The 11,867-nt window shown below is 71.4% G+C and carries 10 protein-coding genes and 1 riboswitch; of the genes, 6 read left to right on the top strand and 4 right to left on the bottom strand.

Annotation, left to right across the window (positions count from 1 at the left end):
• Window positions 1-30: 30 nt before the first annotated feature.
• Window positions 31-972, bottom strand: coding sequence for a sucrase ferredoxin (locus B100_RS0116970; RefSeq protein ID WP_024885626.1), 942 nt, complete (start codon window positions 970-972; stop codon window positions 31-33).
• Between the two features lie 254 nt (window positions 973-1,226).
• On the opposite strand from B100_RS0116970, the gene B100_RS35580 reads away from it, so the two are divergent.
• Window positions 1,227-1,466 carry a hypothetical protein gene (locus B100_RS35580; protein WP_078540963.1) on the top strand — a complete coding sequence of 80 codons (240 nt, stop codon included), beginning with the start codon at window positions 1,227-1,229 and terminating at the stop codon, window positions 1,464-1,466.
• 1 nt (window position 1,467) lies between these two features.
• Here B100_RS35580 and B100_RS0116965 read toward each other — a convergent pair whose 3' ends face one another.
• Window positions 1,468-2,025: a DUF6082 family protein gene (locus B100_RS0116965; protein ID WP_024885625.1), complete on the bottom strand. Its 558-nt coding sequence runs from the start codon at window positions 2,023-2,025 to the stop codon at window positions 1,468-1,470.
• Between the two features lie 319 nt (window positions 2,026-2,344).
• Between B100_RS0116965 and B100_RS0116960 the strand changes: the two genes are divergently transcribed.
• A complete protein-coding gene (locus B100_RS0116960) occupies window positions 2,345-3,394 on the top strand; it encodes a CobW family GTP-binding protein (RefSeq protein ID WP_024885624.1) in 1,050 nt (349 codons plus the stop codon).
• Here B100_RS0116960 and B100_RS0116955 read toward each other — a convergent pair.
• Entirely contained in the window at window positions 3,391-5,844 is a 2,454-nt protein-coding gene (locus tag B100_RS0116955) for a DNA topoisomerase IV subunit A (RefSeq protein WP_024885623.1), read from the bottom strand. The two genes, B100_RS0116960 and B100_RS0116955, sit on opposite strands and share 4 nt — an antisense overlap.
• A 616-nt stretch (window positions 5,845-6,460) precedes the next feature.
• Between B100_RS0116955 and B100_RS0116950 the strand changes: the two genes are divergently transcribed.
• The 4 genes from B100_RS0116950 (at window position 6,461) to B100_RS0116935 (ending at window position 11,324) form a co-directional block, all read left to right on the top strand.
• A complete protein-coding gene (locus B100_RS0116950; protein WP_024885622.1) occupies window positions 6,461-7,867 on the top strand; it encodes a M16 family metallopeptidase in 1,407 nt (468 codons plus the stop codon).
• Window positions 7,864-9,252 (top strand): M16 family metallopeptidase, encoded by a 1,389-nt coding sequence (locus B100_RS0116945; RefSeq protein WP_024885621.1) that lies wholly within the window; start codon window positions 7,864-7,866, stop codon window positions 9,250-9,252. The genes B100_RS0116950 and B100_RS0116945 overlap by 4 nt, the downstream gene beginning before the upstream one ends.
• Window positions 9,253-9,454: 202 nt before the next feature.
• Window positions 9,455-9,620, top strand: a riboswitch (cyclic di-AMP (ydaO/yuaA leader).
• Window positions 9,621-9,632: 12 nt separating this feature from the next.
• Window positions 9,633-10,406, top strand: coding sequence for a M23 family metallopeptidase (locus B100_RS0116940; protein WP_024885620.1), 774 nt, complete (start codon window positions 9,633-9,635; stop codon window positions 10,404-10,406).
• A gap of 213 nt (window positions 10,407-10,619) precedes the next feature.
• On the top strand, window positions 10,620-11,324 hold the full coding sequence (locus B100_RS0116935) for a GntR family transcriptional regulator (protein ID WP_024885619.1): 705 nt from the start codon (window positions 10,620-10,622) through the stop codon (window positions 11,322-11,324).
• A gap of 161 nt (window positions 11,325-11,485) precedes the next feature.
• On the opposite strand, the gene B100_RS0116930 is transcribed toward B100_RS0116935, so the two are convergent.
• A complete protein-coding gene (locus tag B100_RS0116930) occupies window positions 11,486-11,767 on the bottom strand; it encodes an HPr family phosphocarrier protein (protein ID WP_006136411.1) in 282 nt (93 codons plus the stop codon).
• Between the last annotated feature and the right edge of the window lie 100 nt (window positions 11,768-11,867).

Raw genomic sequence — 11,867 nt, 5'->3', positions numbered from 1 at the left:
TTCTCCCGGGGTGCCGGCCCGCCCGGGCGGTCAGCCCGCCAGGGCCGCCGTGGTCAGCTCGCGGACGGCCACGACGTCCATCCGCGCCGGTGAACCCAGCACCGAGCCGCAGCTCTCCGGCCGGGGCGGCAGGGACGCCCCCTGGACGACCTCCACCCGCCAGCGCCGCCCGTCCGCATGGGCGACGGTCACTTCCCAGCGGGGCGCGGCGCCCTCGGTGCGCACGATGCTCAGTGCCTGCGCGGCGTCCTCGCGCACGGCACGCCGTACGGCCAGTTCGGCCGCCTGACCGGGGCGCTCCCAGGCGGAGCCGCCCCGGCAGGCCTCGGTGACGATCCGGCCCTCGCGGGCGCCGTGCAGCACCTCCTTGACGGTGTGCGCCTCCGCCCTGCCGTACGCGTAGCCGTACGGCAGCACGAGCACGGTGGGGGAGAAGCGGTGACCGCCCAGGTGGGTGACCTCCCAGACGCCCTCGACACCGGATGAGGCCAGCTCGGCCGCCAGGGGCCTGCCGAGCAGGGCGCAGCAGCGGTCGCGCTTGCCGTTGGTGCAGACGAGGGCGAGGGGATCGCCCTGGTGGGGGACCCCGCCGAGCACCGAGCCGAAGCCGGCGGCGTCGCCTCGGCCGAGGGCCGGGAAGTCGAGGTCGAGCAGGCGGGCGGGCTCGGCGGTGGTGGCCTCGTGGAACCAGACGTTGCCCGGCACGGTGTGGGCCACGTACACGTGGCGTGAGGCGGGCATGCGGCTGTCCGCGTGGCGTCCGGGGCGCCTGATGAGGGCGATGCGTACGCCCGTGCCCTTCGCGGAGGCTTCCAGGGCGCGGCCCAGCGCGGGGTCCAGGTGGCTCGACGTGAGCGCCTTGGCACCCCACGGGCCGGGCTGCTCCAGCAGCAGCCAGGTCGTCGCGGTGGCCGCGGTTCCCGCGACGGGCTCGTCGAGCTCGCGGGAGACGGTTGAGCACGTGCTACTCACACAGGTGAGCCTAACCTGAGTTCGCCTGCGGCGCCTTGTCGGCCCCCCCCGCGCCTCCAGCACCGCTCGACCCGGACGCTTGCTCTGGCGACGTATGCCGAGAATGTGGCCGAGTATCGATTCTTCGCACGCATCCGCCCTTACGGGTCATATCCGTGCGTCGGTTTTTCAATGCGGGGCGAACCTGCCAAAATACGCTCGCGCGTCGCGCGGCACCGAGCACTGTGCTCGTGCCAAGAGAACAGAGGAAGTCAGTGAGTCAGATCGTTCGCCGTCTCGGCGTCGCTCCGCGTCTTCGAGGCAGTGCCACCGGGGCAACCTGCCCCGACCTTTTCGAGTTGGCTGATGGAAATTTCGCCGTCATTGGTACGGACGTTACTGATTCGCTGGAAACGCAACTGCCGCCAGATGCAGCACGTGCTGATTACGAGCGCATCGTTATGATTACCCGGGAGACCTTGATCAAGGCGAAGCACGACATCCCGGACGTATAGGTCACGAATCGGTGGGTGGACTCCCCACCACCCACCACTCGTCGGTGTCTGCCTCGTCCAGTTGCAGCAAATAGTCGTCGATGAGCCGACCCAGCCTGGCTTCCTCAGTCCCCTTCAAGCTGTCGCGATTGTGTCGCGTGATCTCCCAGTAGTCCCTGACGATCGGGTTCTGGAACATGGCTCGAGCGTGTTTGAAGAACTCGTCCAGTGTGAAGTTGCCGATGCGGTGATAACACAGCAGATTCGTGTAGAGAGCGTTGGCGAACAGATACTGACGACGCCTCTGTTCGCTGACGGGCGCCTCGTAGAGGTCGAGCACTTCTGCGAGTTCGGGATCATCGATTGCCTTGCTCAACAGTTCCCAGTGCTGACGCTGCTGCATGGCCAGGTTGGCCCTCTGTTGGTTGTTAGCTTGTTCCTCCAACTGCTCCAGCCGCCGGTTGATGGCGTCCAACGCGTTCCGCTGTGCTGCCACGGCAGCGATCACGCCCGCGACCATCCCCAGCCCGGCCGCGGTGGCCGACTGGAACCTCCGCAGCCCCACGCTCTTTGTGCCCATGTCAAATACCCCCGATCAGGCCGCCGTCCGCCGGTCGTCGGGTGGTGGGTCGACTGTAGGGAACCGGCGAGCGGTGGGCGGCGCTAGCCGCCTTCCAGGGTGCCGAGCGGCTCTGATCGGCGGGAAGGCGGAGAGGAGGCGCACGGAGGGAAGCGAGGGTCGCACAATCCGGCGCCTTGTCCAACGTCTGCCCCGCGAATGCTGCTAACAATCGTTCACTTCGGGGTCGCGACGGGTACTCGTATCCTGGAGCGTCAGTCGTTCGTCCGTGCGCACGCCGTCAGCGAGCCGGTGTGCGCACAGGTGTGAGAGGGGTCGTGTGTCGGAGAGCAGCGGGCGGCAGATTCCGGTGGTCGTCCTGGCCGGATTCCTCGGCTCGGGGAAGACCACCTTGCTCAACCACCTCCTCCACCGCAGCGGCGGCAGCCGTATCGGCGCGATCGTGAACGACTTCGGAGCCGTCGAGATCGACGCGATGGCCGTCGCCGGGGCGCTCGGCGACTCCACCGTGTCCCTCGGCAACGGCTGCCTGTGCTGTGCCGTCGACGCGAGTGAACTGGACGAGTACCTCGAGCGGCTCGCCCGGCCCTCCGCCGGGATCGACGTCATCGTCATCGAGGCCAGCGGTCTCGCCGAACCGCAGGAACTCGTCCGCATGGTCCTCGCCAGCGAACTGCCGGACATCGTCTACGGCGGACTCGTCGAGGTCGTCGACGCCGCCGAGTTCGACGACACCCGGTCCGCGCACCCCGGCATCGACCGGCACCTGGCGCTCGCCGATCTGGTGGTCGTGAACAAGATCGACCGGGTGGACGACCCGGAGCCCGTGCTGAAGACGGTCGGTGACCTCGTCGACCGCGCCGCCGTGGTGCCCGCCACGCACGGCCGCGTCGACCCCGAGTTCCTCTTCGACTGCCGGCCGAGCGAGGAGCGCGTCGGGCAGCTGTCCTTCGACGACCTCCACCGCGACGACCGCGAGCATGGCCAGCACACCCATCTGCACGCCGGGTACGACAGCCTGTCGTTCGAGTCCGGGCAGCCCCTCGACCCGCGTCGGCTCATCGCGTTCCTCGACAGCAGGCCGCAGGGGCTGTACCGCATCAAGGGGTACGTCGACTTCGGGCCGTACGACGTGCGCAACCGGTACGCCGTGCACGCCGTCGGCCGTTTCCTGCGCTTCTACCCGGAGCCGTGGCCGGCCGGCGCCGGGCGTGCGACGCAGCTCGTGCTGATCGGCACCGGCCTCGACACCGGCGCCCTGCGCGGCGCGCTGGACGGATGTGTGAGCGACGGCGCCCCACACGCCGACGAGGCCGGCATGTGGGGCGTCCTGCGCTACGTCCAGGAGGCGGAGGACCCGGCGGCCTAGACCGGACCGGCCACCACGGACACCGTCTTCGGCAGGGACACGCCCGAGCCGTCCCGGCGCGGGTCGGGCTCCGGGAGGTCCACCGCGGTGCCGTTCTTCTGCGCGGCGCGCGCCGGTGCCGGGCCCGCCCAGGCCAGGGACAGGCAGTCCTCGCCCTTCAGGAACCGCTGGCAGCGCACACCGCCGGTGGCCCGGCCCTTGCGCGGGTACTGGTCGAACGGGGTCAGCTTGGCCGTCGTCTGGACCGAGTCGTCCAGCGTGCCCCGCGATCCCGCCACCGTGAACACCACCGCGTCCACCGCCGGATCGACCGCCGTGAAACTGATGACCTTCGCGCCGTCGGTGAGCTTGATGCCCGTCATACCGCCCGCGGGCCGCCCCTGCGGGCGCACCTGCGCCGCCTGGTAGCGCAGCAACTGGGCGTCGTCGGTGATGAAGACCAGGTCCTCCTCGCCGGTGCGCAGCTCGACCGCGCCGACGATCCGGTCGCCGTCCTTGAGGCCGATGACCTCCAGCTCCTCCTTGTTGGAGGGATAGTCGGGCACCACCCGCTTGACCACGCCCTGCTGGGTGCCGATCGCCAGTCCGGGCGAGGACTCGTCGAGCGTGGTCAGGCACATCACCTGCTCGTCGTCCTCCAGGGACACGAACTCCGCCAGCGGCGCGCCGCCCGACAGGCTGGGTGTCGGCATCGACTCCGGGAGCGTCGGCAGGTCGACCACGTTCACCCGGAGCAGCCGGCCGGACGAGGTGACCACGCCGATCTCGCCGCGCGCCGTGGCCGGGACCGCCGAGACGATCACGTCGTGCTTGACCCGCTTGGCGGCGGAGGCGCCGCCGAGCGGCCGGTCGTCGGCGGTGCGCGCCAGCAGCCCCGTGGACGACAGCAGCACACGGCACGGGTCGTCCGCCACCTGCAGCGGCACCGCTGCCGGGGTGCCGGCCGACTCCAGCAGCAGCGTGCGGCGGTCGTTGCCGAACTTCTTGGCTACGGAGGCCAGTTCGGCGGAGACCAGCTTGCGCAGCTCCGCGTCCGAGTCGAGGATGCGGGTGAGCTCCTCGATCTCCGCGGTCAGCCGGTCCTTCTCGCCCTCCAGCTCGATCCGGTCGTACTTGGTGAGGCGGCGCAGCGGCGTGTCCAGGATGTACTGCGTCTGGACGTCGCTCAGCGAGAAGCGCTCGATCAGCCGCTGCTTGGCCTGCGCGGAGTTGTCGCTGGAGCGGATGAGGCGGATGACCTCGTCGATGTCGACCAGGGCCGTGAGCAGACCCTCGACCAGGTGCAGCCGGTCGCGCTTCTTGCCGCGGCGGAACTCCGAACGCCGGCGCACCACGTTGAAGCGGTGGTCGAGGTAGACCTCCAGCAGCTCCTTGAGGCCGAGGGTGAGCGGCTGGCCGTCGACCAGCGCCACGTTGTTGATGCCGAAGGACTCCTCCATCGGCGTCAGCTTGTACAGCTGCTCCAGCACGGCCTCCGGCACGAAGCCGTTCTTGATCTCGATGACCAGACGCAGTCCGTGCGCGCGGTCGGTCAGGTCCTTGACGTCGGCGATGCCCTGGAGCTTCTTCGACCCGACCAGGTCCTTGATCTTGGCGATCACCTTCTCCGGGCCGACCGAGAACGGCAGCTCGGTGACGACCAGGCCCTTGCGGCGGGCCGTCACGTCCTCCACGGTCACCGTGGCGCGGATCTTGAACGTGCCGCGGCCGCTCTCGTAGGCGTCCCGGATGCCGGAGAGGCCGACGATCCGGCCGCCGGTGGGCAGGTCGGGGCCGGGGACGTGCTTCATCAGCGCGTCGAGGTCGGCGTTCGGGTACCGGATCAGGTGCCGCGCGGCGGCGACGACCTCACGCAGGTTGTGCGGCGGCATGTTGGTGGCCATACCGACGGCGATGCCCGACGCGCCGTTGACCAGGAGGTTCGGGAACGCGGCGGGCAGCGCCACCGGTTCCTGCTCCTGGCCGTCGTAGTTCGGCGCGAAGTCGACCGTGTCTTCGTCGATGGACTCCGTCATGAGGCTCGTGGCCTCGGTCATCCGGCACTCGGTGTACCGCATGGCGGCCGGCGGGTCGTCGTTGCCCAGGGAGCCGAAGTTGCCGTGGCCGTCGACCAGGGGCACGCGCATGGAGAACGACTGGGCCATGCGGACCAGGGCGTCGTAGATCGACGCGTCGCCGTGCGGATGCAGCTTGCCCATGACCTCGCCGACGACGCGGGCGCACTTCACGTACCCGCGCTCGGGGCGCAGACCCATCTCGTTCATCTGGTAGACGATGCGGCGGTGCACCGGCTTGAGACCGTCACGCGCGTCGGGCAGGGCGCGGGAGTAGATGACCGAGTACGCGTACTCGAGGAAGGAGCCCTGCATCTCGTCGACGACGTCGATGTCGAGGATCTTCTCCTCGAACGGGTCGTCGGGCGGCGGGGTCTTCGTGCTGCGGCGGGCCATCGCTGCCGGCTCCTTGCTGAAGCGTGGACGGGATCTGACGCGGACCATTGTGGACCTTCGCACTGACAGGGCGGGACCAGGACCCGGGTCCGGCAGCCCTGTTCGACGCGGTGCGGCGGCGCGAGCAGGGTACGCCGCGCGGCCCGCGCACGTCCCGCGGGGGCGTTGCCGCGGGGGGCGGCCGGCCCGCCGCCCGGGACCACGACCTCCCGTACCGGGCACGCGCCTTGGGCAGCGGCACGGGACGCCCACGAGCCCGCCTCGGGCCCCCGAGGGCCGGTGCCGGCGCCTCGCGCGACCCCCACCGTGACCCCAAGCCGCGCCGAGCGTCGCCGTCCGCACCTCGCGCGGCGCCTCTGGCTACGCAGCCCGCACCCCACCCCCCCAACGCCCCACGGCGCACGCCCGTGCACGGAGAGTGCGGGCCCGCCCGCGCCCCGTCGTGCCCCACCGCACACCCCCGTACCACCCGTCCCACCAGGTTCTCGCTCTCGGCGTAGCCGCCCGGGGCGGGAACTCCGCCGACCGTCCGCGCGCTTGCATACAGTGGCAGGACCGGCAGAAACGGGCGGTGTCGACGACGACCGCCTCCGCGATCGAAGGGACGTACATGCCCATGGGTCACACGGCCACAGCCCAGGCAGGCTCCGGAGGCCTGACAGCGACCGAACACCGCCTGGCCAACGGCCTGCGCGTGGTGCTCTCCGAGGACCACCTGACCCCGGTCGCCGCGGTGTGCCTCTGGTACGACGTCGGCTCACGGCACGAGGTCAAGGGACGCACCGGCCTGGCTCACCTTTTCGAGCACCTGATGTTCCAGGGGTCGGCCCAGGTGAAGGGCAACGGACACTTCGAACTGGTCCAGGGCGCCGGCGGCTCGCTGAACGGCACCACCAGCTTCGAGCGCACCAACTACTTCGAGACCATGCCGACCCACCAGCTGGAGCTCGCCCTCTGGCTGGAGGCCGATCGCATGGGCTCCCTGCTGACCGCCCTGGACGAGGAGTCCATGGAGAACCAGCGGGACGTCGTGAAGAACGAGCGCCGCCAGCGGTACGACAACGTCCCCTACGGCACCGCCTTCGAGAAGCTCACCGCCCTCGCCTACCCGGAGGGCCACCCGTACCATCACACGCCCATCGGGTCGATGGCGGACCTGGACGCGGCGACCCTGGAGGACGCCCGCCAGTTCTTCCGCACCTACTACGCGCCGAACAACGCGGTGCTGTCGGTGGTCGGTGACATCGACCCGGAGCAGACGCTGGCCTGGATCGAGAGGTACTTCGGCTCCATCCCGTCCCACGACGGCAAGCCCGCCCCGCGTGACGGCGCGCTGCCCGACGTCATGGGCGGGGAGCTGCGCGAGGTCGTCGAGGAGGAGGTCCCCGCGCGTGCGCTGATGGCCGCCTACCGGCTCCCGGAGGACGGCACGCGCGCCAGCGACGCGGCCGACGTGGCGCTCACCATCCTCGGCGGCGGCGAGTCCTCCCGGCTCTACAACCGGCTGGTGCGGCGCGACCGCACGGCCGTGGCGGCCGGGTTCGGCCTGCTGCGGCTGGCCGGTGCGCCGTCGCTCGGCTGGCTGGACGTCAAGACGTCCGGTGACGTGGAGGTGCCGGTCATCGAGTCCGCCATCGACGAGGAGCTCGCCCGGTTCGCGGAGGAGGGCCCCACCGACGAGGAGATGGAGCGAGCCCAGGCCCAGCTGGAGCGCGAATGGCTGGACCGGCTCGGCACGGTGGCGGGCCGCGCCGACGAACTGTGCCGCTACGCCGTACTGTTCGGCGACCCGCAGCTCGCCCTGACGGCCGTGAGCCGGGTCCTGGAGGTGACGGCCGAGGAGGTCCAGGAGGTCGCCAAGGCCCGCCTGCGGCCCGACAACCGCGCGGTGCTCGTCTACGAGCCCGTCGCCCCGGAGGCCGCGGACGGCACCGACGAAGCCGCCGCGACCGACGGCACCGACGAGACCGACGAAGCCGCCGCAGCCGCCGGCGCCGACGAGAACGAGGAGGCGGCGAAGTGACCGAGCTCGCCACGATGGACTTCCACCCCCGGCCGCAGGCGGGCGAGGCCAAGCCCTGGGCCTTCCCGGCCCCCGAGCGCGGTGCGCTCGACAACGGCCTGACCGTGCTGCGCTGCCACCGCCCAGGCCAGCAGGTCGTCGCCGTCGAGGTGTCCCTCGAGGCGCCCCTGGACGCCGAGCCGGACGGTCTCGACGGCGTCGCCACGATCATGGCGCGGGCCTTCTCCGAGGGCACCGACAAGCACACCGCCGAGGAGTTCGCCGCCGAGCTGGAGCGCTGCGGCGCCACCCTGGACGCGCACGCCGACCACCCCGGCGTCCGCCTCAGCCTCGAGGTCCCCGCCTCGCGGCTCGCCAAGGGCCTCGGGCTGGTCGCCGACGCGCTGCGGGCGCCCGCGTTCGCCGACAGCGAGGTCGAACGGCTGGTCCGCAACCGCCTCGACGAGATCCCGCACGAACTGGCGAACCCGTCCCGCCGTGCCGCGAAGGAGCTCGCCAAGGAGCTCTTCCCGGCGAGCGCGCGCATGTCGCGCCCGCGCCAGGGCACCGAGGAGACCGTCGAGCGCATCGACTCCGCGGCCGTGCGCGGCTTCTACGAGAGGCACGTCCGCCCGGCCACGGCCACCGCCGTGGTGGTCGGCGACCTCACCGGCATCGACCTGGACGTGCTGCTCGCCGACACCCTGGGCGCCTGGACCGGCTCGCAGGCCCAGCCGCGGCCCGTGCCGCCGGTGGTCGCCGACGACTCCGGCCGCGTCGTCATCGTGGACCGGCCCGGCGCCGTCCAGACGCAGCTGCTCATCGGCCGCATCGGCCCGGACCGGCACGACCGCGTGTGGCCCGCGCAGGTGCTCGGCACGTACTGCCTCGGCGGCACCCTGACCTCCCGCCTGGACCGCGTCCTGCGCGAGGAGAAGGGATACACCTACGGCGTGCGGGCGTTCGGCCAGGTACTCCGGTCGGCCCCGGACGGCACGGGCGCGTCGATGCTGGCCATCAGCGGCTCGGTCGACACCCCCAACACCGGCCCGGCGCTGGACGACCTGTGGACCGTGCTGCGCACGCTGGCCGCCGAGGGTCTCACCGACGAGGAGCGCGACGTCGCGGTGCAGAACCTCGTGGGGGTCGCCCCGCTGAAGTACGAGACGGCCGCGGCCGTCGCCGGCACCCTGGCCGACCAGGTCGAGCAGCACCTGCCCGACCACTACCAGGCCGACCTGTACCGGCAGTTGGCCGCGACCGGCACCGTGGAGGCCACGGCCGCGGTGGTGAACGCCTTCCCGGTGGACCGCCTGGTGACCGTCCTCGTCGGTGACGCCGCGCAGATCAAGGCGCCCGTGGAGGCCCTGGGAATCGGTGAAGTCACCGTCGTGACGGCCGAGTAGGGACCGGCCGCGACGCGCGGGCGCGAGGAGCCCTGGTGGCGGGAACGTCACCGGGGCTCCCTTATGCCCGAATTGGGGCGGAGGTTGTCTGTCTGCCCTGTGGGATGCGCTACAAAAACCGGGATTCGTTTGAGGATTGCGAGACGCCCCGCTTAGTTTCATGCGGGCTGTTCGTCGGGCAGTGCGCCGCATCCGCGGCACCGGACAGTCATCGCCGAGTCCCCGTACGGCGCGAGCCAGGGGAGCCGGGGACCCACCTGTAGTCCCTGGGGTGAATCGGACGCCCGCGCGTGTCGCGAGGGTGTCCGTAGGAGACCTTCCTGCTCCGAACCCGTCAGCTAACCCGGTAGGCGAGAGGGAAGGAAAGGAACAGCCTGTACATGGCGTTCACGCGCGCCACCGGGAAGCACCGTCGTCCCAGCCGCGTCCAGCGCGGCACCGCCCGCGCCGCGGGCGTCGCGGCCCTCGCGGGCACCGGCGTCGTCGGCTCGCTCGCGGCCCCCGCACTCGCCGCCGAGCCCGCCGCGGCGCAGACCGGCCTCACCCCCGTCGTCACGTTGGGCGGCGTGGTCGCCGACCGCGTCGACGCCCAGGCGGCCGCCCAGCACGAGGCAGCCCGTGAGGCGGCCGAGGCCGCCGCGCGCAAGGCCGCCGAGGAGGCGGCCCGGGAGCGGGCGGCCGAGGAGGCCGAGAAGGCCCGTGCGGAGAAGGAGCGCGCCGCGCGCGAGGCCGAGCGCAAGCGCCTCAACACCTTCGTCTCCCCGATCCCCGGCTCCTACGTCTCGACGGCCTACCAGAGCGGCGGCGCCATCTGGTCGTCCGGCAGCCACACCGGGATCGACTTCCACGCCGCGAGCGGCACACCCGTCCAGTCGGTCGGCGTCGGCACCGTCGTCGAGGCCGGCTGGGGCGGCGCGTACGGGAACCAGGTCGTGATCAAGATGCACGACGGCACCTACACCCAGTACGCCCACCTGTCATCCCTCGCCGTGTCGGTGGGCCAGGAGGTCACCGCGGGCCAGCAGATCGGCGTCTCCGGCGCCACCGGCAACGTCACGGGCGCCCACCTGCACTTCGAGGCGCGCATGTCAGCGGACTACGGCTCCGACCTCGACCCGGTCGCCTACCTCCGTTCGCACGGCGTGAACATCTAAGGGAACGTCCAGGGCGCGCACGTCCGCCCTCCCGGCCCCGGCTCCCCGTGAGCCGGGGCTTTCGCCGTTTCGGGGCCCATCCGCCCGAGCGCCGTCTGTCCAAAAATTATGTATGGATTCCCGCCCGCCGTCGGAAATTGTCGCCGATTGCAATAGAGTCACGAACGGACGTCAATCGTCGACGTTTCACGGGGATTAATGCGGAGGTCGGTCATGCGTATTCCCGCGCACTCGGTGTGCACGGCGATCCGGGACGACATCGTCGCCGGTGTCTACGAGCGCGGTGGCCGGCTGACCGAGGAACTGCTCGCCCGCCGCTACGGCGTCTCCCGCGTCCCCGTGCGCGAGGCGCTGCGCACGCTGGAGGCCGAGGGCTTCGTGGTGACCCGGCGGCACGCGGGCGCGTGCGTCGCGGAGCCCACCGAGCAGGAGGCCGCCGACCTGCTGGAGATGCGCCAGCTCCTGGAGCCCCTCGGGGCCTCCCGGGCGGCCCAGCGGCGCACCGACGCCCATCTGAAGGTGCTGCGCGGCCTGGTCAGACTGGGGCAGGAACGCGCACGTCAGGGCAACAGCGACGACCTGCGCTCGCTGGGCGGCTGGTTCCACGAGACGCTCGCCCAGGCCTCGGGGAGTCCCGCGCTGACCTCGATGCTGACCCAGCTGCGGCACAAGATCGCCTGGATGTACGCGGTCGAGGGGCCGGCGGATCCGGTCGCGTACTGGGCGGAGCACGGCGCGATCGTGGACGCCGTGGCCCGTGGCGACGGCGACCGGGCGCGCACCCTCACGGCGCTGCACACCGAGCACGCGGGCGCCGGACACCGGCCGCGGTTCGCCCCCGGCGCCGAGCGCGCCGTACGCGCGGAGCGTGTGAGGAACTCGCAACATCCCGTAAACATGCCGAGCCTGCGCCATTAACACGAGCCCCGTATACAAAGAGCGGGCAATTCGTGGGGGCTAATTCTGCTGCCCGGAAAGAGAAATGCAAAAGGCCCGCCCGGTGATCCGGACGGGCCTTTCGATGCCGTGTGGCCGACGTGGGGGAATTCCCCCGCGGTCGTCCGTGCGGCTCTTCGTGCTCAGACGGTCTCGGGAAGCTCCTCGAGCCCCTCGGCGACCAGCTTCGCCAGACGGTCCAGGGCGGCGTCCGCGCCCTCGGCGTCGGAGGCGAGGACGATCTCCTCACCGCCCTGGGCGCCCAGGCCCAGGACGGCCAGCATCGAGGCCGCGTTCACGGGGGTGCCCCCGGCCTTGGCGATCGTCACCGGGACGCCTGCGGCCGTGGCGGCCCGGACGAAGATGGAGGCGGGGCGGGCGTGGAGACCCTCGGCCCAGCCGACGTTGACGCGGCGCTCAGCCATGTGTTGCTGCCCTTCGCAGTTCAGGGTTGTCTAGACCAGTCTTCCATATCGTGGCGCGTGCCCGGAGCGGCGTCCGGAACGGCTCCGGCGGCCCCCGGGC

The sequence above is a fragment of the Streptomyces sp. CNH189 genome (assembly GCF_000527195.1).
The sequence above is the reverse complement of the archived record's forward strand: the minus strand, read 5'-3'. Positions and strand labels throughout refer to the sequence as shown.

Excerpts from the sequence above, each read along its gene's own strand:
- B100_RS0116935 (WP_024885619.1), top strand. The coding sequence starts at position 10,620 with ATGCGTATTCCCGCGCACTCGGTGTGCACGGCGATCCGGGACGACATC.
- B100_RS0116950 (WP_024885622.1), top strand. The coding sequence starts at position 6,461 with ATGGGTCACACGGCCACAGCCCAGGCAGGCTCCGGAGGCCTGACAGCG.
- B100_RS0116955 (WP_024885623.1), bottom strand. The coding sequence starts at position 5,844 with ATGGCCCGCCGCAGCACGAAGACCCCGCCGCCCGACGACCCGTTCGAG.
- B100_RS0116930 (WP_006136411.1), bottom strand. The coding sequence starts at position 11,767 with ATGGCTGAGCGCCGCGTCAACGTCGGCTGGGCCGAGGGTCTCCACGCC.
- B100_RS0116940 (WP_024885620.1), top strand. The coding sequence starts at position 9,633 with ATGGCGTTCACGCGCGCCACCGGGAAGCACCGTCGTCCCAGCCGCGTC.
- B100_RS0116965 (WP_024885625.1), bottom strand. The coding sequence starts at position 2,025 with ATGGGCACAAAGAGCGTGGGGCTGCGGAGGTTCCAGTCGGCCACCGCG.